This is a genomic window from Candidatus Synechococcus calcipolaris G9, assembly GCF_029582805.1.
Classification (GTDB): Bacteria; Cyanobacteriota; Cyanobacteriia; order Thermosynechococcales; family Thermosynechococcaceae; genus Synechococcus_F; species Synechococcus_F calcipolaris.
In genome coordinates, this window is the sequence record NZ_JAKKUT010000001.1 from 370,125 (window position 1) to 391,297 (window position 21,173).

Sequence of the window (21,173 nt, forward strand, 5' to 3'; positions counted from 1 at the left end):
ACTATTGATACCTATTGCACAGAACAACAGTTCCCTAAAGAGAAATTGCACCAACCGCCGGACTCAAAATGACGGAATATCACCTAGGGTTGGCTGGTGGGGGTTGGCTCGTGGCTAATCCGGCGCGACAGGCCCGCCGTGCTTGATTTAACTGGGTGGCAACCCGACCAAAGTCAAAGTGACTCACGGAATTAACCGTCGGTGTCACCTGACGAATGGCGAGCATTTGATCCTCTAGGGAGGGTCGATTTTCCACACTTCGCCCCCAGGCCCCCACTAAAACCGGGGCAACGCTTATTCCTGGGGGAGCCTCATCCACCACCCGTTTCACCTGATCAGTAATACAACTGGTTTGCCCACAGACTCCGTAGGCCATGGCGTGCCATTCTCCCACCTGGGTAAAGCGATCCCATCCCTGCAAACGGGAGTCATAGCCTTGGCCCACCGTATTCTTGCCCTCTGGAAAAAATACTGCTCCCGTGGAAATTCCCATTTGTTTGGCGGGGGCTGTCACGTAATGAAGAAAATCCGCAACTCCCTGGTAGGCATGATTCACACTCAGTAACCAGAGTTGCCATTGCATTGGCCCCAAGCGTTCCGAGATGGGGGGTAGGGCAGGGGGCTTGCTGGTCTGATTATTGTTATTGCTAGTATTTCCGCTACTGCTTGCATTCTGAGTAGCTGGCACAGGGGTAGGACTACGGCCTTGCCACAGGGGTTCCCGCTCGTCTGGGTAGAGGGCAGACACCGTTTCCACATCCGTTTGGGTCAGATACCCTTGGCGCAAGTAGCGTTCAATCAGGGCGCGCCCTTCATTATTTGTTCCCCGCTGAATCAAGGCTTGGAAGGAGGCCGGACTGTAGACCCATAGATCCTTAACCCGAACAGCAACGGAGGCCGGCCCCGTCTGACGAGGATAGCGAATGTAGTCAATGAGTAAGCCATCGGGTCGTCGCTCAAGCACAGCCCCCACCGCTGCCAGATAGTCGGCGCGACCTTGGGGACTATAGGGATCCACAAAGGCCTTATCCGCATCGCCAATAAATTCGGTAGCACCACCGGAACGTTCGATGACCTCTAAGCTATTTTTTCCGTAACCGTTACGGGCCAAGACCTCTTGGCGATCGCCCCGTTGACTATAGGCATAGCCAAAATTAAGACCATGGAACCAGGCATAGGAAACTAACCCCCGCTCTCGACTTTTTTGTAAAGCTAGGGCTAGTAAATCCGCATCCGCCCATTCCGGTTGCCTTACCACAGAGGGCCACACCGTTGGGTTGCGATTGGCCGGTAAAACCACCCGACCATCAAAGAAGGTTTCAATATAAACCCGGTTATAGCCCTGATTGACAATTTCATCAAAAACTTGCTCTAGAACCCCGGGTTGCAGATCGCAGGGGTACAACCGTAACCAAATAGCCTGGGTTTGGGGCCAAGCACGACTACGGCATTGTTGTAATCGGCGGGCCTCCTCGCTGATCAAAGTACGATAGGCCTCAAAGGCCCCCTCTTGGCCCTGTAAAGTTGCCTGGAGAAGGGCCTGTTTGCGATCGCTAATGGCGGGATCGGCTCGACAGGTAAAGGCAACGGCAGGCGCGGAGGGCAAAAGACCGGCCCCGATCACACCAACCATACTCAAGCAGGAAATAAGTCTTTGTAACCCAAGCCTTGGTAATATATTCAGCACTGATTAACCTTTTCTTTACCTTTGAATGTAAGTCATAGTGTAATGGGTGTAATGGGGCTACGAGCCAATAAACAGACGATGGATACTGACGCGACGGTAGGTTAGATGGTTCCTGCCTGGCCTAGGGGGGATACCTAGGGGGGCTGGCTTAAATATGGCTAAAATCCCTTATCTATGCCTTATCTATGATGGACGTGGGCTTGAGGAGAGATTGGGCCGCTTTTTCGGCAATCACGTCCGATAAGTAAATCTGTTTAATTTGAATCAGGCGATCGCCAATAAACAGATCTCTGACATGGGCACTGGCTTTACCCATGAAGGGGGTTTCATAGTAGATGTGTCGAATACCGGCGGACATAATCAACTTTAGGCAGGACAGGCAAGGCTCTAGGGTGACGTAAATACTCGCTCCATCGGTGGCAATGCCATGTTTGGCAGCCTGGGCGATCGCATTGGCTTCCGCATGAACGGCCCTAGAGGGCAAATCCTTACTGGCATCACAGCTAGATAACTCAGGATAGCAAAATCCCTGGGAGATACAATGCTCCGAACCGGATGGTGGGCCGTTATATCCGGTGGCAAGGATTTGCTTATTTTTGACAATGACTGCACCCACCGGAAATGCCAAACAGGTGGAGCGTGTAGCTGCTAATTTTGCCAGCATTAAGAAATACTCGTCCCAAGAGGGTCGGTTATACACCGGTTGAGCCAAAGCCGCCCTCCCCCCTGGCGGTCATCCCCAGCGTTTCTTCAACTTCAACGTTGACCCTAATCACAGGTTTAATCACCATCTGGGCGATCTTCATGCCCATATCTACCTTAAACGTGTCTTGTCCGTGGTTAATTAAAATCACCCCAATTTCGCCTCGGTAGCCTGCATCAATGGTTCCCGGTGAGTTCAGGACGGTAATCTGATGCTTCAATGCCAAGCCACTGCGAGGACGGATCTGAGCCTCAGTGTCGGCGGGCAGTTGAATACAAATTCCAGTGGGAACAAGGGCACTTTGACCCGGCGGAATACTAACTTCTTTGCTTGAAAACAAATCAAGGCCCGCATCTCCATCATGGGCATAGGCCGGTAATCGGGATGCTTCGTTTAATAGCTTGACCTTTAAGGTATATTCCATGGGTTTTGTGTGTTTTGTCGTTGTTTTTGCGAAAAACAATTTACTGGTGAGGTAATTTTAGACTGGAAAATGCTCTACCAGCTATTCATCAGCCATTTTAGACTGAAGGATTACCAGATCATCGGTTTCGTAGATGCATTGAATCGTTAAAGTCTGGATATGGGAGTGAAATCCTCTTTGGGCAGGGCCAACCCATAGTCTTTTGTTCTCTTGATGTCAATCGCCACCGGGATTTCAATATGATCAGCGGGGGACAAGAGTCACGATGAAAGTCCAAATACAGTTCTTATTGGGGGATTAATCTTTACTTTACCTACGCTCGGTATGATTACTTACGTTGAGTTCCTTCAATATTCCTATGACAACCTCAAAAAGCCTCCAAGCCCATATTGATGAGACTCCGCCTCGCCCCCTTAGTTCAATGCAATGGCGAATTTGGCTATTGGCGGCCATGGGCAAGTTTTTTGAGGGCATGATTATTTTTATCACTGGCGTTGCCCTGCCCCTGATCGAGCGAGATTTTAATTTACCCTCGGACTTAAAAGGAACGGTTGCGGCAGCAACCCTTTTCGGCATTCTCATTGGTGCATCCCTGTTTGGAAATTTAGCCGATCGCCTGGGTCGTCGATACGTTTTTGTACTGGAAATGGGGCTATTTACCCTATTTGTTGGCTTGACGGCGATCTCTTGGAATATTCAAGTTTTAATTTTCTTTCTCTTTTGTGTCGGCGTATGCCTCGGTGCCGACTATCCCACGGCCCACATTGTTGTGTCAGAATCCATTCCTAGTAAATTTCGAGGACGGATGGTATTGGGAGCCTTTGCCTTTCAGTCCGTAGGTTCCCTAGGGGGCGTGCTATTAGGATTGGCCACATTGAAGGCCTATCCGCAGGTGGGAGCGTGGCACTGGATGTATGGGGTCTTGGTTATCCCTGGATTAGTTGTTTTTCTGATGCGAACAACCCTCGCCGAATCGGCCCATTGGCTCCTCTCCCGGGATCGCCCTGAAGCGGCCCACCGCTCCGCCCACAAACTCCTACAACGCCCAGTTGATATTCTGCCCAGTCCCAAGGGTGAAAATACCTCAAAGCATCGGCGGGGATTTCGAGTTCTATTTACCCCCCGTTACCTGCGGGCAACCATTTTGGCGGCGGTACCCTGGTTTATACAAGACCTATCCACCTACGGCATTGGTATTTTTACGCCAACCATCTTGGCCACCCTGTTTACCCGCACTAATTCCAATTTTATTTTTCAGGATATGGCCGCAGCCGAAGGTTCCGGGGCCATTGATCTCTTTTTGTTATTTGGATTTCTGGCATCGATTCCCCTAGTGGATCGAATTGGCCGCATTCCCTTGCAGATTATTGGTTTTATCGGTTGTGCCGTGGGCCTCTTGATTGCCTCCCTCTCTGCGGGTATTCCTGAGGGCCATGAATTAAAAGTCATGCTTATCTTTGCTGGATTTATGATATTTAACTTCATGACCAATTTTGGCCCCAATGCCATGACCTATGTTTTAGCAGGAGAGGTTTTTCCCACGGAAATTCGGGGGGTGGGGGCTGGCTTTGCCGCCTCCTTTGCCAAGGTGGGTGCGGTTCTAACAGCCTTTTTCTTTCCAATTTTACGCAAGGATATAGGTACCGCTAATTTGCTCTATGGGTTAGCCGCCACAGCGATCATTGGCGCGATTGTTACCTATCTGTTTCGGATTGAACCCAAGGGCCAAAACTTAGAGGCGTTGGAAGAGTAAATACTCCTTGAGTCACCTGACATCATCAAGCTCTATAAAACTCTAGGGTCAAAACTCCGGGTGTTTACGCCGGAGGGCAAGCAAAATGTTAATATATTTTTTACTAGAATCTAAATTTTCTCCAGTTTTTAGCTTGTCAATTAGGAGCGATCGCCATGACGACATCAGAAACCCCAAAGGAAGAAACGCCCACAACCCCGGCCAAATCCACCCCCCGCACAAGCTCCCGATCCTCGCGGAGTACCACCACCACCGCCAAGGAAAACAGTGGTCAAATGGTCTCCCTGGCTGAAAAAACTGCCTCCCTTGCCCCCACCACCCCTGGGAATAAAGTAACGGATTTCACTGTTTGGCAAACCTTTAATAGTGCCGGTCTCCGGCCCATTGCCAATGATTTAGTAGAAGTGGTGGGAACCATTCAGGATGCCGGGCTCCGCCCCATTTTATCCAGTGGCCTCCAGGTTTTTGATACGATCAACTCCGCCGGTCTGCGCCCCATCATTACTACCGATTTCCATGCGATCGATACGATCAATATCATGGGAGTCCGCCCTATTTGCGCCGATAACTTTGAAATTGCTGAAATTGTGAATTGGATGGGAATGCGTCCAATCATTTACAGTGGCCTCCAGATTAGTGAAACCTACTATTCCGCCGGAGAACGTCCCGTTGCCTCCAATGTGATTGACAATTCCTCTCTGTTGATGGGGTATTTAGACTAAAGCACGCAGCACATCGGCTAGAGAAAACCAAACTCTGGGTCATGCACCTAATAGCCCAGTTACTGAGGTGAGGTTTTAGCGGTTTCTGAAGTGAGACGCCCGCTGCTGTAATAGTGGCGGCCCCTTGGGCTGAGGTTCTCGCCGCACCATAAATGTCAAACTCAAACTCCCCAAAATGATGACGATGATGGTCGTGATCAAAATCATGAGGCGATTGGGTTGGTAGTTTCCCTGTTCAATTTGCCGAAAACTTTGGTTGTAACTCCACAGGGCGGCAACAATCATAAAAATACCGAAGACCACTAGGGCCATACCTAGGTTTTCTGAGGTAGCTAGGGTATAAATACGTGGTTCCTGGGGGGCAAGGGAAAGCTGTAATTGCTTCACAAAAATGCCAAACCGGGCGATCGCAAAGCCAAAACTAATTAGGGCAATGGAGGTGCGTAGCCAGGCTAAATAGGTGCGTTCATTGGCTTGGTGTTCCCGTTGCCGGTCAATTTTTGGGGGATTTTTGGGGGGCTGGGTCATAACTGAGGGTATCTTGGGGTTCCATCTCGATGTCGGGTGTCTCACTAAAGAGTAGGTCATTCACCGGGAAGCGATCGAGGAGATAGCGGGCTTGATTCGCGGTTTGACGTAATTGGAGACTGGTATGGGGGGCATGGGGAATTTGGGAGAGAAAATCGAGGGTACGCCGCAGCAATCGGACAATGTCCCCCGCATCTAGGTTGGTATTTTGGCAGAGTTCCGGCCAACTGACCCCCAGGGCCCAATGCTCCACCAGGCCAATGAGTTCCCATTCAAACCAAATTGGGAAAATAATTTTATGACGGCGTTGCACTTGAAATAATTGCCGCCGCGTGTGGCGTAAACTGCCTAAACTCTCTTCCACTTCAGGGGCCGTGGGATAATGGGTCCAACTGTCGGAGCGAGGGGTTTCTGTAACTAGGGCTGCTGCTGCCGCGGCCAAGTGATGGGGAGCCAACCCATCCAATTCGCCGGAGGTCAGAGCCAGGGCTAACCAGAGTTCGTTTTCCCCCCGCAGGGCCGCCGCCATTTCACCTAGAGGCGTGGGGGATAAGTCCTCTAGTCCACCAAAGTCTTGCAGGGCAGCAATTAAGGCTAAAAAGTTTTCCCAGTGATATTCGGACTGTTGAAGAAGTTTGGCCTGGCGATCGCCCAGGTCAGCTTCTAGCCGTTGTTGGCGACGCTCTAAGCGCAGGAAATAATTGGGATTCTCCCAGTCCGCCTGGGCGTCCAATTGGCTCAGTTCCTGAGTGAGTTGCTCCACTAGGGTTTGTTGCTCCAAGACCTCTGGGGGGGGTGTCCAGGGCAGGGTGGGGAATGCCTTCAGCAGATCATGGAATTCCGGGGGAGCAGCGGTGGAAAAACCAGGTTTTGCCAGGAGGCTGGGCAGGTCAGGGATGGGATTCAGGGGTGGGCGATCGCCATCAACGGCAATAACTTGGTTGACTTCGACGACATAGAGCCGTTGATCCTGGGCTAAACAAATTAAAAGGGGAAACTGACCTCGACCCGGCAATTGACCCACTAAACAAGCTGCCAGGGGCAGGGCATCGTTGGTTTGGGGCTTGAGGGTGATCACCGTTCCCAAGGGAGCCTGGAGGATCAGGGGAGCCAAAGAAGCATTGAGGGTTTCGTAGGATTGCTGTTGCAGGGTTTTCAGCAGTCGTTGCTCTTGCCGTAGTCGTTCCCGCAGTTTTTGGTATTGTTTCAGGGCGGTGCGATCGATGTTGCCAAGGCATTCTTTCACCTGATGAAGTTCCGCTTCCACCTCGGCGATCGCCTGACGTTGGGGAGCTAGGTGCAGAGTGGCGATATATTGCCCAAAACTGCGTTCAATTAAATCCCGCGCTTCCGTCAACGTATGCCGCTGAAGTAAATTCAAGACCATGCCATAGCTGGGGGTGAATTGGCTAATCAGCGGATCGGGACTGGCAGTGGCTAAATAGGCCGCTTCCTTTGCCCCCTCAAAGGGGGTTTGCAGCGTAATCACATGGCCGATCTCATCCATGCCCCGGCGGCCGGCCCGACCCGCCATCTGTAAAAATTCTGAGGCAGTAAGGAGACGATGGCCACTATCGGTACGCTTGGAGAGGGTAGAAATCACCGTGGTGCGGGCAGGCATATTAATTCCAGCGGCCAAGGTTTCCGTGGCAAAGATCAGTTTAATCAGGCCGGCCTGAAAGAGGGTTTCGATCAGGGTTTTCCAGAGGGGGAGGACTCCGGCATGGTGGGAGGCAATCCCCTGATAGAGGGGGGCAATCTGGTCTGGAGCTGCAATTTCACGATGCTTGGCTAAAAAATCATCAATGGCCATGGCTAATCGCGATCGCTCCTCTGGGGTGAGTAAATTAATCCCCGTCACCTGATTAATCGCCTGATCACAGCCGCGCCGACTAAAAATAAAGTAGATCGCCGGCAACATCTGGCGTTCCTGAAGCTGTTTAATGACAAAGTTAATATCTAAAAATTCCCGTCGCCCGCGACTCCGACCTTGGGGAGCAGACTTGCCCTGCAAGCGGGGATTCAGACGGGTGCGGTTGCCATTGAGCAGGGGGGCTAACCCTTTTTTATTACAAAAATAGAAATGAAGCGGAATCGGTCGCCAATCAGAATAAATTAATCGCGTGGGGCCATGCACTGCTTGCAACCAATCGGCCATTTGCTGACCATTGGCAATGGTGGCAGACAGGGCAACCAATTGAATTTCCGGTGGGCAGTAGATAATAGATTCTTCCCAGACCGTACCCCGCTGGCGATCGTTCATGTAATGGCATTCATCGAGTACCACCGCCTCCACTCCCGTTAAGGAGGTTCCCACTTCGCCAATGGGCGTACCGTAGAGCATATTACGAAAAATTTCTGTGGTCATCACCAAAATGGGGGCATCCCGATTAATCGAGACATCCCCAGTGAGTAACCCCACCTGATCCAGGCCAAATTGTTGCTGAAAATCCCGTAATTTTTGATTGGATAGGGCCTTGAGGGGAGTGGTATAAAAAACCCGCTGCTGCCGGCTCAGGGCCCGATGAATTACATACTCCCCAATCAGGGTTTTGCCGGAACCCGTAGGAGCACACACAACCACGGAACACCGCTCTTCCAGAGCAGCGATCGCCTGGGTTTGAAAATCATCTAACTGAAAGGGAAGTTGCTCAATAAAGTCATTGACCCCTACTGAGGAGAAACTCATGAGGATGCAACGGCGGCATGAACCAAAACTTCTCCCTGTAGTAGTCGATTGGCCGCATCTAACAACTGTTCTTCCAGGTACGGCTTGGTGAAATAGCCCTTGGCCCCCAGTTGGGCCGCCATTTGTCGGTGGCGATCGGCCCCACGGGACGTGAGCATGGCAATGGGAAGTTCACTCAGTTTCGGGTCTTTCTGAATTCGGGATAGCAATTCTAAGCCATCCATCCGCGGCATCTCAATGTCACAGAAGACCAAATCACAGGGTAAGCCCGACCGCAGTTTTTCCCAGGCATCCTGACCATCCCGTGCTTGCTCCACCCGGAAACCAGCGCGGGTAAAGGTCATCGACAACAGTTCCCGCACCGTAATTGAGTCATCAATAATCAGTACTAAGGGTTCTGCTTTCTCAGCTTCTATATCTTCCGGAGAGATGATGGGAGTTCCCCAACCACTTTGATCAACACGATCCAGGGATACATCAATCAACTCCAACACATCGGCGATCGCCATGGCACGGCCATCCCCCTGCACCGTCACCCCGGCAATGCCTAGGGGTTTGGGAACCGGCCCCGTCAATTGTTTAATCACAATTTCCTGCTCACCAATCACCTGATCCACCCGTACGGCAATGTGATCATCCCCACTGCGGAGGACAACCACTGAGACCACATCCTCATCGTGGGAGGCCCCACCATAGACATTGCTACGGCTAATATGACGGCTATAGGGTAAAAGATCACTCAGGTTACGGAAGGGTAACGGGCGATCGTGCCAAACCAGAACTTTTTCCTGTTTTTCATTTTCCTGAATCCGCTCTTCCGGCAGGTCTAACATATCCTCCACCCCATCAATGGGGAAGGCAATCCGGCAGTGATTATCAATACAACAGAGGGCTTTGGTAATGCTCAACGTCACGGGAAGACGAATGGTAAAGGTGGTTCCCTTGCCTAGGGTGGAATCGGTGTTAATGGTGCCGCGAATTTCTTCTAAGCTGGCCCTCACCACATCCATGCCCACGCCCCGACCCGCTAAATCATCGGCCTGATCCTTGGTACTAAAACCAGACTGGAACAGAAAGGCATAAATATCTTGGCGGGAGAGGTGCTCGGCATCCCCAGGGGCAAGAAGTCCCTTCTCAATGGCCTTAGCCTTAACTCGCTCGGCATCAATACCGCCACCATCATCACTAACGACAATAATCGCCTGGCTACCTTGGTAAAAGGCTCGCAACTTAATAGTTCCCTTAGGCTTTTTGCCGATAGCTTGGCGGGTTTCCGGTGTTTCAATCCCGTGGTAAATGGCATTATTAATCAAGTGGGTCATGGGATCGTAGAGTCGCTCCAGAATCCCCTTATCAATTAAGGTGTCTTCCCCTTCAATCACTAACTCGGTGTTTTTACCACAGGCTTGGGAGACTTGCCGCACCGCCCGGGGCAAACGACTAGACATTTCCTTAAAGGGCACCATGCGAGAGCGACTCAGCCCTTCCTGCACTTTGGTCGTGACTTGCCGGAACATGCGAGCCACCTGCTCCACTTCATCCACCACGTACTCAATGTCATCGGCTGCTTCCCGAACCCGGACAATCCGCTCAATGACTTCCTGAGACAGGGTATGGAATCCGGTAAAGTGATCCATTTCTAGGGCGTCAAATTCCACCCCTGTGGCATGACTGCGATCGTCGCCATTAGTGCCACCACTGCCCCCAGGACGGCCAAAACGGGAACCAAGAAGTGAACTTTCTAACAAGGAGCGATCGTAGAGGTCTTGCATCTGTTGGCTAACATCGCCCAGTTGTTGCACTTGATAGAGCAAATTGTCTAGAAACTGGCGTAACCGATCCTGGCTATCTTCTAAACCATTCCGGTTGACCACCATTTCCCCAACCAGGTTGCCGAGGCTATCCAAGTGGCGGACAGGAACCCGCATCGTTTGCTCAACAAGGGATACCTTCTTCTCACGACCACGAGCCAGAGGTTGGGGGCGCCGAGGTGCTGCCACCTCAGGAGTGCGTGGGGTAGGAGTGGAACCTACTAGATCCTCTAATTCACCAAAATCAAGTTCAGGCTCAGGTTCCAGAGCAGGGGCAGGAGAATCATCATCCAGAAGAGACTCTAAATCATCAAACTCAACGGGAGCAGCGATCGCTGGGGCCGGTTCTTCATCCAGGAAAGCCGCCAAATCATCAAAATCTTCCGCTTCAGAGGGGGGAGCCTTGAGGGTAGATTCTGGTTCATTAAACTCAACGGGAACAGCGATCGCCGAGGCTGGTTCTTCATCCAGAAGAGCCGCCAACTCATCAAAATCCTCTAAGGACTCCGATAGCCCTAAGTCACCGGCAATCTCGCTAGCAGCCTCAGGAGTGCCGACGGCCGATGCTTCGCTGCCAATAAACTGGGCAAGATCATTATCCTGATCATTATCTGGAAGGGGGGCAGCTACAGGTTCAGGGTCACCCCAAAAATCTTCATCTAGGGCATTAGATTCAGCATTAGATTCAACGACGGGGGCAGCATTCTCCGCTGGCTCTTCGGTGGTAAATTGATCAAATATTTCATTGGCATCCCCATCTGCCGCGCCCGTCAGATCTGCTATATCCAAATCCGCCAGATCCAAAGATTCTTGACCGATATCTAAATCCCCTAGGGAAACCGCAACAGTCTCACTTTCTTCTAAGACTAGGCTATCTAGAGCTTGGGTTAATTCATCACTATCCCCAAGTAACTCAGCCATGGATTCGGCTAAATTTCCCGACAGTTCAGCATCCTCAAGATCATCTAGATCGCCCAGATCAGCAAGATCCCCCAGTGCTGAAATGCCATCATCTTCTCCTAACTCTTCCCCTAGGAGACTATTCAGAAGATCATCCGCTGCCGAATCAGAGGTTTCCTCGAGTAAATCGCTGCCAAAGGCGATCGCCCCCAGGGGATCCGACTCACCTAGTTCGCTATCGTCTATGTCCATCAGACCTGCTAAATCGGACAAGTCTCCCAGATCGGTATCAGCAGACTGGAGAATATCCTCCGTATCCTGCCCTGACTGGCTCACAAAGGCGGCTAAATCTAGCTCATCATCAAGGTCACTGTCCTGATCGGTGTCACTTCCTTGGCGATCGCTAACCAGAGCCGCATTAGCTTCTTCTAGAGCTTCTAGATCAAACTGATGATCCTCCGCTAGGGCCAGATCCCGCTCCGCATCGGCAAATAGATCCGCCAGTTCCCCTTCCTGATCCTGCTCTTGGTTTTGGGATGTCACCGCCAAGATTTCTGACAGATCTTCATCCAGCAGATCACTATTGTCGCGGTTGAGGTCAGCCAGTTGCTCATCTAGGGCAGCACTATCGGCCCACCCACCTTGAAGATCACCCGTCAAGGAGAAAATATCATCGAGTTCCTGTAAATCACCACTTTGTTCAATTTCAAAGTTGGTCATCTCACCGGAATCTAAATCGTCAGTCGCTAGGCCAAAATCCTCTAAATCCTGAGAGGGTTCATCGGATGCTTCAGATAGGTCTAAGATGGATTCTTCCAGTGACATACTCTCTGATGCGCTCTCTGGCTCGGATAACTCCAATGCAGATGGCGTTTCCACGGCGGGTTCCGGCACAAGCACCTCTTCCTCTTCCACCTCCACTGGCGCAGGAGGTTGGAGGGCGACCATGGCTTCACTGGGCTGAATTTGGCTTGCCTGACCTGCTAAGACCAAATCTCGGGCACTCTTAATATCCTTAATGAGAACAGGAGCTAGGGTTGTGAGGGCATTCCCTGAATTCAGCACCCCCTGACGGGCCATCCCTAGGAGAGAGACCCAAGCTGGCAAATCAAAGGTTTCCCCCAGTTGTCCTAAGCTGACGCAGGCGGCTTCCAATTGCTGGCGGGTAGCCGGGGTATCTCCCTGCTTGAATATTTGCAACATACCCCGTAATCGCTCAGGCACATCGGTCTGAAACACAAATTGATAGCTACTATCATCCGGCGTTGCTGGCTTGGCATCCGGAACTGGCTCAGGGGGAATTGGGGCTGTCCCACCACCTACAAGTTGATTCAGATGAGCTTGGAGAGACTCAAAAACAGGTTCAACCTTTTTCAGGGCTGCATCAGCGATCTCATCCGATAAACCAAAGGGACTTTGGAGTTCATCTAGCAGCTCCCGTAGGGTATCAAAGCCCTGCAAGAAAAGATTCTCAAGGGTTTCATCCACCTTAATGGGATGTTCCTTCAGTATCTTGAAGTAATCTTCTAGTTTATGGGACGTGCTTTGGATACTATAGATGCCCAACATGGCCGCCCCCCCCTTCACGGAGTGAGCCGCCCGAAACATCTCACTCATTGCTTCTGGATCATCTACGACCCGCTGCAAATTCATGAGACTTTCTTCGATGGTCATTAAATGCTCTTGGGCTTCTTCGATAAAATAGCCCAGGATTCGTTTTTGTTGATCGGTTTGCATTGCCCCCTCCCGGATTAGCCCTGATCTTCAGTTTGTTCAACGCGGAATTTTTCCACCGATGTTTGCAGACCACGGGCAACGGATACCAAGCCTTGCAAGGAGTCAGAGACTCGTTGGGCTTCTTGGGAAGTCGCTTGGGCTGTCAATTCCACCGATTGCATCACCTGGGCCATCGAACGTGCTGTTTCGGTTTGTTCTACCGTAGCATTTGTAATCGATCGCACCAAGGTATCAATTTGCGAGGATACCTGGATAATGTCCTCCAGAGAGCGTTTAGCCTGTTCTGCCCGTTTTGTCCCGTCAATAACCTGTTGGGTACCTTCCTCCATCGCTGTCATCACTGCCCCGGTCTCACTTTGAATTTGGAGAACGATCTGCTCAATTTCCTTGGAAGCTTTAGCCGCCCGGTCTGCCAGTTGGCGCACCTCATCCGCCACCACTGCGAAGCCCCGCCCTGATTCACCGGCTCGGGCAGCCTCAATACTGGCGTTTAAGGCTAATAGGTTGGTTCGAGAGGCAATTTGGGAAATCACACCCACAATCTTGGCAATTTCCTGGGAGGATTCAGCGAGACGTTTCACCTTGCGAGTGGTTTCTGCCACTGTTTCCCGAATTTGTAGAATACCAGCCACGGTGCGCTCCACCGCCTCACCCCCTTTCAGGGCTGTTTCCGACGCACTTCGAGCCACATCATTGGCTTCCTTGGCACTGTCAGCAACCCGCTGAATCGCGTTGGTCATCATCTGCATTGAGTTGAGGGTTACTGCAAGTTCTTCCGCTTGACGTAGGGCATCGGAGGATAGGGAACGGGCAAAGGCTTCGTTATCGGCCGCACCTCGGTTCACCTGGCGAGCCGCAACTTTCACCTGTTGCACAATGGTTCGTAGGTTATGAATCGTCAAGTTGAAGGAGTCCGCTACCGCCCCTAAGACATCGGCGGTTACTTCTGCCTGAACCGTTAGGTCGCCTCGGGCTGCCCCTTCCACATCGTCTAGCAGTCGGATCACCTGACGCTGAAGATCATCCCGCTGTCGCTCGTTTTCTTCTGCTTTTTTCTGGGCATCCCCCGTAACGGTGAGAATGCTCTCCGTCATTTGGTTAAAGCTACTGGCTAGCTGGCCAAATTCATCCTCGGAGGTAACGGGAACTTTGGCTGACATATCCCCGCCAATAATGGCATTACACTGGGCTTGCAAGTCGGTGGTACACCGCTTCATCCGGGCAACGTTTCGCTGGCCGAGGGCAAAACTAGCCACACCCCCTGCCAATCCGGCCGCTGCACCTGCTAAAAGAATCGGCGGCATTTGCGGCCGCTCACTCAGTCCAAAGCCAACCAAACCCGCTGCCAATGCTGAAACCACACCGGTGGTGACGGCCGTTGTCATATTTTGTTTGCCCAAGGAGGATGGGGCAGAGGGGCGGCCTGTACCAGATGCACTAGAATCACGACCGGTGGCACTTGGCGAAGGACTACTTGCAGCGTCTCCCCCAGCCGATTTTGCCGGCTTGCTCACTACACTTCCCAGGGTTGAGGCTTCCTGGCCAATAGGCTCCGGCATCTCAGCAATGTTGGTCCAGGCACTCATTTCCGCCGCTAGGTCTTCCTGGGATACCTCTGGAGGCTCTAGTTCAAGGGGGGAGTCGGCATCTAAACTAAAGTCCAGATCAGCTAGGCCTTCACTCGCGCCTAGTTCTCCAGGTAAAACGGCAAAGGTTTCAGTGCCACCATCTTGGTGCAGGGTATCAGGGTCAAAATTTTGCACCTGGGGATTGGCAATGGTGAGATCATCATCCCCATCGAAGTCAAAACTATCATTGGATAAATCTAGATCATCAAATTCGGGTAAGTCCGCGAGGGCTTGGGCTGCTTCATCTTCTTCGGGGACAGAGAAGGTATCGGGGGATGGGGCGGGAAAGTTGGCTCCAAAGGCCATGGTGGCATCATTCTCATCCATGATCAGGGTTTGATCAAACTGCTCAGGACTCAAGGATTCAGCTACAATGCCAGCTTCCTCAAAGTCAAGGTTGGGTAGAGGAGTTTCAGCCTCGGGGTGGTCACTACCACCGAAGTCGTCGAAGAGGCTTTCGGCTTCGTCTATCTCTCCATACTCTGCTTCTCCATACGCTGCCAGAGGTTCTTCCGCTGCAACGGTCTCTGGAAAAAGTGCAGCATCACCAAAATCGGGATCAAGATCGTGATCTTCCTCGGAGGCCTGGGCAAATAAATCACTAATGCCATCACTTATGTCTGCGGGAGTGGCTTCCAGGATATCTGCGGATTCAGGGAGTTCTTCTAGGAGGTCTGTTTCAGAGGTAAAGAGGGCATCGCCTGCAAAACTTTCCTCGGAAACCTCTGTTTCAGCGATCGCCGATCCTAGGTCAAGGGATGCACCTGCTTCAGATTCAGGGCCGCCAAAGTCAAATAGCCCTTGATCCTGATCACTGATTTCTAGATCATTGATTTCCAGATTATCTAGTTCAAAATCTGCGGATAGAGCATCAGTCCCTAGGGGAGATTCACCCATGGCTATAGTGAGGTCATCGTCTCCCATACCTGATCCCATGTCCAGTGGAGAGGACTCTGGAGATCCTAGGGGAGAGGCATCCATGGCCATGGTGAGATCATCGTCATTATCGTCAAATTGATCGGTGACGGCAATCTCTTCTGAGAGTTCGGGAAGGTCACCAAAGGGGTCCTCAAAGGAAATTTCTGCCCCAAGGTCAGCACCACCAAAATTTCCCAGATTGTCTAAATCTCCTAAATCTCCCAAATCTTGGTGACCTAGGGCAAAGGGATCTCCCGTGGGGGGGTCGGTCGTGGAATCAAATTGGGCTTGGGGATCAAAGTTAAACAACTCCTGATCCGATACATCTGCGCCTACGGAATCGATGGCTTCAAGGGAGTCGCCAAAGGCATTTTCAGGATCGGCAGGACTGGGACTGCCCAAGTCTAAATCCGCGGGCATATTGGATTGTAGAACAGTGTAATCGCTTTGAATGCTAGTCTGGGAGTCCTCTTGCCATTGGGCACTTCCATTGCCATTGCCGGTATTGACGGATTCTGCACTATCCTGACTGGGCTGGGAGGCGACCATATCTTGAATTTTGGCAAGACTTTCATTAGCGCAACTAATTAACTCTGTATCTGTCGTTAGAGTAAGAACCCTCTGGTACTCTTCGTGGGCCGCGTCATATTCTTGCTGACAACAGTAAATATGCCCCCGGAGTAAACGCAGATTTGGATCATCTGGCCGGGTAGTGACGAGACCATCAGTAATGGTGGCAGCTTGGTCGTATTGCCCTTGGACGTAGGCACTGACAGCTTTTGTATATTCTTGGCTATGTTGAGTGGTTGATGCCATGCGTTGACTCCCGGGATTGGACTGCTAAACTGGGGTTCTCCTGCTGTTACTTAACGCTGTTCCTTAACAGAGTATGGGTTAAACTGCTTAGAAAGTTACACATTGTTATTGATTTTTGGTAAATATTACATCGCGTTAAGCTCCCCAGCGGGCACTACGAAGAATCGTGATCGGATCTAACAGCTTGAGGGTTTGCTCTTCCTCTAGATCAAGCACCCATTCTCCCCGAATAAAGGGAGCCATTTTGTCATTGAGATTACTAGAGGGGCGGATGGTATCACTATCGAGCCATTCCATCCCTTTCACCTCATCTACCGCTAGACCCACGATCATCTCCTCATCTTCGATGGCAATCACGACCATTTCTGGGCGATCGGTATTGATGGGGGTTTCATCACCCAGGAATTGCCCTGTATCAGCAACCCAGATGACCTGACCCCGAAGGTTCAAGATGCCCAGTAATAGTGGGGATGTATTGGGTACGGGGGTAATGCGATCGGGCGTTAGGGCAATGACTTCCCGCACCCCAATGGCCGGCAATGCCAGGGAAATACCGCAGGGAATGCTAAAGAGAATATGCAGATCACCTTCGGGAGCTTTGAGGGCATCCATCTGCCCCCCTTGCATTTGTTGGTCACCAGTAAGTAAGTCAGAACTACTGAACATACCTGCCTAGCCTCGCAATAGCTGTTTAATCGTACCCACTAACTCTTTTGGTTGAAAGGGCTTTGTGATATACGCATCAGCCCCCTGCTTCATGCCCCAATAGCGATCAAATTCTTCCCCTTTAGAGCTACAAATCACAACGGGAACATCCTGGGTACGGGGATCTGACTTGATTGTGCGGCAAACTTCGTAGCCATTCATCCGGGGCATCACAATGTCTAGGACAACAATATCGGGTTTTATATCCTTTAGGAGATCGACGGCTTCCATCCCATCACTGGCAATGGAGACCTCTAAACCACTTTTGGCTAGGAGTTCACTAATCATTTCCCGCTGGGGGGCACTATCTTCAACGACTAACACAGTACTCATAGGGCAATATTTACCATCCCATAGGGGGTATCAAAGCGGAACGGAAATCTAGCATAAGATCTAATGTTACTATCCTAAGTCAATCATCCCAGAATGAAAGGAAGATTGTACATTAGTTCTACATCATTTTTACATCATTATAGTGGGATTTAATTCTCGGGAAGTGTCAGTTTATTGACCTGCCAGGGTTTCACCAGATGTTTTCTGTTCTAGCACGTCATTGAGAATTTGGTCGGAATTGCCATGGGCAGGATTGGCACAACCAATATAGCGACGGGTCATTGTTAATAATTCTGTACTCGTAAAGGGCTTACTCAAGTAATCCGTTGCTCCGGCAATGTTGGCTCGCAGGCGATCGGGTAAGCCGACTAGGCTCGTTAACATAATGATGGGGGTGTAACGAAAGCGGGGGGTATGGCGGAGCATGGTGCAAAAGTCGTAGCCATCAAGTTCGGGCATGGCAATGTCACAGAGGATGAGATCGGGATTTAGCTGAAAGATCAAGCTCAGGGCTTTGAGGGGATGGGCGATCGCCGTGGCTTCGTAACCGGCATTTTTCAGGGTCAACTCCACTACTTGTCGTACCGTGGCCGCATCATCAATGCAGACAATCCGTGGGGACTCCCGCAGGGGAATTGGGGATAGGGGCATGAGATAGCCACTGGGCAGGGGAGAGTTGAGTTGGATTAGTCCCTGTTGCAGGTAGGGAGAAAGGACTTTCCCGACACTGGTTAAATCTCGGCCCAGTCGCCGACTTAACTGCCGTAGGCTTAAATGTTCACCGGCCCAGTTTTCGAGGTACTTTAGTCGACTTTCCGGAAGGATGCGGTGGAGTTCAGTGGCGTTGGCAAGATCAAGTTGCTGATCGGCGGAGCGAATATAGGGATACAGTTTTTTCCATTCCCGCAGTTGCACAAGGGTGTCGTTCAGTAAACTCACGAGGGGCAAACTGGCGAGTTGGGGCGAAAGGGCAGCGGTCAGACGAAAGCAAAACCAGCCGCGATAGAGGGAGGCAACATCAAATAGGGCTTCCCGAATCACACTGCGCCATAGGGTCTGAATTTGGGCTAAATTCCGATGCTGAAGGAGCCACCACAAACATTCGTACTCCGGCCAACCACTGCCAGCGGTGGTTTCTACGAGGGGATGATCGTTGTTGAGGTTGGGCCAGTCGATCCCTTGGCCATAGAGGAGATCCTGTAACCGCTCTAGACCTTGACTATGGCGATCGGCAATGTAGAGTAAACGACCATGGTAAAGGAACAGTAGCCAAACATTCCCGGCTTCATCATCCACATAGAGTTCGCCCGTTCGCTGGGCCAGGGAAAGGCTCTGGAACAAACTGTAAAGATCAATATCGCTGAGACGGCCTTCCATAAACTGAGGGATGAGGGGGAATAAACGGTACTAAGTACTAAAGATTACTAAAGAGGGAGCATTGACCCTAACCCTAAGGCGAGGGAGTTTGAGGGGGCGATCGCCGCAGTTCCTCTGGGTGGCTTGGGGGAATCCCTTCTATGGTAATCAGGGACTCAAGGACAGATTTGACGACGGGAATGGCCACCGTGGAGCCATAGGCATCATCCCCTTGGGGCTCATCTACTACCGTTAAAACCACATAGCGGGGAGACTCTAGGGGAAAAATAGCAGCAAAGCTGGTAATCCGCTGGTTGCTATAGGTGCCGCCGATCGCCTTTTGGGCCGTCCCAGTTTTTCCCCCGAGGCGATAGCCGGGAATTTGCGCCCCTTTGCCCGTGCCCGATCTAACCACATCCCCCATCATATTGAGAACATAGCGGCTGGTGCTAGTGGAAAAGACGCGCCTTGGTTGGGGCCGTTTTAGGGGTTGTTTTAGCCGACCCTGGTGATCGTAAAGACCCTCTACGGTATAGGGAACCACCAATTCGCCCCCATTGGCGATCGTCCCGAGGAGTTGGGCCAAATGGAGAGGAGTCAAAGAAAAACCCTGGCCAAAGGAGGTGGTGGCAGGTTCAATGGGGTAGTCAATAAATTGGCGAGCGGGCTTGAGTTGGGCAGCGGTTTCAAAGGGTAGATCACTGCCAATGGGTTTATTTAAGCCAAGGCGATCCAGATAACGGTAGTAATGGCGGGCCGGGATTCGATTCATCATGTGAACCATTGCCACATTACTGGAATAGGACAAAATCTGGGAGATGGATAGGGAACCCCGTCCCCCCACTTGGCTAAAATCATTATTTTGAACGGGCCAGCCCCCCACCGTAATCCGACCCTCATCGGGCAAAACCGTGGTCGGAGTAATGCCCCTTAGCTCTAGGGCAATGGCCGTATTAATGGGCTTAAAGGTTGATCCCGGCTCGTATAAATCAGAGATCGCCCAATTCCGAAATAGGGCGGGATCTGCTCGATAGTAATGGGTGGGGTTATAGGATGGTTCGGAGACGAGGGACAGAATTGCCCCGGTTTGGCTATTGAGAACAATGACTGTACCCCGCTTGGCATTAAACTTCTGAAGTTGTTGCCGGAGGGACTGGCGGGCAGTGCGTTGCAGGCGGCTATCGAGGGACAAACGAATCCCGTAGCCTTGGGTGAGGAGTTGGGGATCCTCCGGGGCGAGTTCCGGTAGCCACTGCCCCAGGGCATCACTGGAAAGAACGGGTTGCTCCGGTGGAGCCTGGAAAAATTCATTCTGGCTAAACTCTAAGCCAGCCTGGCCCTGGTGTTCCCGATCCACATAGCCAATGATTCCGGCCATGAGTTCCTGTTGGGGATAGATCCGCTGCCAGGATTGATTAAACTCCAAACCATCTAAGTACAAATTGCGAATCTGGGAGGCAACACTTTCGGTGACATCGTAGGCGATGGGAATACCGGTGGGAGCCACCCTCAACTGTTCCTCTAGACCTGATACGGGGACATCTAGGAGGGGAGCGACCTGGGCGGCAATTTCTTCTGGGGGTTCACTGAATTGAATCGGGTGGGCAAACAGGTTAAATACAGGGCGATCCAAGGCTAGCAGGGTTCCGCGGCGATCGCTAATGGGATAGCGGGCCAGGGTAGGGGGCGTTTCCTGCTGCTGTTGCTCTCGAGCCTTGTCCGCCAAGATCGGGCCCTGAACCACCTGCAAATAGGTGAGCCGCCCAACCACCAATGAGGTTACGGTTAGGAGAAATAAAGAGACAAACCGCAGTCGCCAACGCAATAACGACTCCGATGAAGAGGATAACCCAACAGCCATAGAACCTTAGGGGACAAAAAACCTGAGTAAAAACTTTAGTATAGGATGCCAGTGGAATCGGCGTGAAATTAAACTTTTTAGGAAATCCTTGGGGGGAAATCTAATAGCTCACAGCCCGCTTAGGGGCAGGGGCGACTTGGGCAAGGGTTACGGTGGCGCTAGCTCCAAGGGTTGCCGGTTTCTCTGGAATAAAGACCACTTGCTGGGGCCCTTGCCGTACCAGTCCCTGGGGTTGCCGCTCAATCTGTTCAGCGACTTGATACCGTTGACTCTGCTGGGCCGCTAGGAGTTCGCGCTCCTGTTGTTTGAGTTGCTCCAATTGGCGATAGGATTGCCCCCATTGGTATTGACAAAGGGCCGACCAGCCATACAGGGGTAATAGGCTAGCGAGGATTGCGACGCTACCGAGGCCCGTTCCCCATTTGAGTACACCCAGGGATTTCAACCACAGGGGAGTATCCGAAGAACTCAAGGGCCGAATTTCTGTGAGATGGCTCGGCTTAGTTTTTCTTAGAGGGGCAGATGGGGGTGAATAGACCTGGGGAGGATATTTCGCGGGGGCAACGGCAACCATAGGGGGACTCGACTCCTCTAACCACAAT

14 protein-coding genes are annotated in these 21,173 nt (G+C 51.5%); 2 read left to right on the forward strand and 12 right to left on the reverse strand.

Annotation, left to right across the window (positions count from 1 at the left end):
- Window positions 1-79 precede the first annotated feature (79 nt).
- The 3 genes from L3556_RS01955 to dut all read right to left on the reverse strand — a co-directional run bounded on the left by L3556_RS01955 (window position 80) and on the right by dut (window position 2,814).
- Window positions 80-1,633, reverse strand: a complete 1,554-nt coding sequence (locus L3556_RS01955; protein WP_277865619.1) for a glycoside hydrolase family protein — start codon at window positions 1,631-1,633, stop codon at window positions 80-82.
- A 226-nt stretch (window positions 1,634-1,859) separates the two neighbouring features.
- Window positions 1,860-2,399 carry a deoxycytidylate deaminase gene (locus L3556_RS01960; RefSeq protein WP_277865620.1) on the reverse strand — a complete coding sequence of 180 codons (540 nt, stop codon included), beginning with the start codon at window positions 2,397-2,399 and terminating at the stop codon, window positions 1,860-1,862.
- On the reverse strand, window positions 2,380-2,814 hold the full coding sequence (gene dut, locus L3556_RS01965; protein WP_277865621.1) for a dUTP diphosphatase: 435 nt from the start codon (window positions 2,812-2,814) through the stop codon (window positions 2,380-2,382). The genes L3556_RS01960 and dut overlap by 20 nt, the downstream gene beginning before the upstream one ends.
- A gap of 358 nt (window positions 2,815-3,172) precedes the next feature.
- Between dut and L3556_RS01970 the strand changes: the two genes are divergently transcribed.
- Together L3556_RS01970 and L3556_RS01975 are read left to right on the forward strand one after the other, a co-directional pair.
- Window positions 3,173-4,567 carry an MFS transporter gene (locus L3556_RS01970; protein WP_277865622.1) on the forward strand — a complete coding sequence of 465 codons (1,395 nt, stop codon included), beginning with the start codon at window positions 3,173-3,175 and terminating at the stop codon, window positions 4,565-4,567.
- Window positions 4,568-4,722: 155 nt separating this feature from the next.
- Window positions 4,723-5,289 (forward strand): hypothetical protein, encoded by a 567-nt coding sequence (locus L3556_RS01975; RefSeq protein ID WP_277865623.1) that lies wholly within the window; start codon window positions 4,723-4,725, stop codon window positions 5,287-5,289.
- Window positions 5,290-5,364: 75 nt separating this feature from the next.
- Here L3556_RS01975 and L3556_RS01980 read toward each other — a convergent pair whose 3' ends face one another.
- From L3556_RS01980 to L3556_RS02020, 9 genes are all read right to left on the reverse strand, one after another.
- Entirely contained in the window at window positions 5,365-5,817 is a 453-nt protein-coding gene (locus L3556_RS01980) for a YidH family protein (protein ID WP_277865624.1), read from the reverse strand.
- On the reverse strand, window positions 5,783-8,506 hold the full coding sequence (locus tag L3556_RS01985; RefSeq protein WP_277865625.1) for a DEAD/DEAH box helicase: 2,724 nt from the start codon (window positions 8,504-8,506) through the stop codon (window positions 5,783-5,785). Before L3556_RS01985 ends, L3556_RS01980 begins: the two co-directional genes overlap by 35 nt.
- Complete coding sequence (locus L3556_RS01990; protein ID WP_277865626.1) at window positions 8,503-12,954, reverse strand: hybrid sensor histidine kinase/response regulator; 4,452 nt, start codon at window positions 12,952-12,954, stop codon at window positions 8,503-8,505. The genes L3556_RS01985 and L3556_RS01990 overlap by 4 nt, the downstream gene beginning before the upstream one ends.
- A gap of 14 nt (window positions 12,955-12,968) precedes the next feature.
- Window positions 12,969-16,316: a methyl-accepting chemotaxis protein gene (locus L3556_RS01995; protein ID WP_277865627.1), complete on the reverse strand. Its 3,348-nt coding sequence runs from the start codon at window positions 16,314-16,316 to the stop codon at window positions 12,969-12,971.
- 135 nt (window positions 16,317-16,451) lie between these two features.
- Window positions 16,452-16,982, reverse strand: a complete 531-nt coding sequence (locus L3556_RS02000) for a chemotaxis protein CheW (RefSeq protein WP_277865628.1) — start codon at window positions 16,980-16,982, stop codon at window positions 16,452-16,454.
- Between the two features lie 6 nt (window positions 16,983-16,988).
- A complete protein-coding gene (locus L3556_RS02005) occupies window positions 16,989-17,354 on the reverse strand; it encodes a response regulator transcription factor (protein ID WP_277865629.1) in 366 nt (121 codons plus the stop codon).
- 171 nt (window positions 17,355-17,525) lie between these two features.
- Window positions 17,526-18,731, reverse strand: a complete 1,206-nt coding sequence (locus L3556_RS02010) for a response regulator (protein WP_277865630.1) — start codon at window positions 18,729-18,731, stop codon at window positions 17,526-17,528.
- Between the two features lie 73 nt (window positions 18,732-18,804).
- Entirely contained in the window at window positions 18,805-20,571 is a 1,767-nt protein-coding gene (locus L3556_RS02015; RefSeq protein ID WP_277865631.1) for a peptidoglycan D,D-transpeptidase FtsI family protein, read from the reverse strand.
- A 100-nt stretch (window positions 20,572-20,671) separates the two neighbouring features.
- A complete protein-coding gene (locus L3556_RS02020; protein WP_277865632.1) occupies window positions 20,672-21,145 on the reverse strand; it encodes a hypothetical protein in 474 nt (157 codons plus the stop codon).
- Window positions 21,146-21,173: the final 28 nt, after the last annotated feature.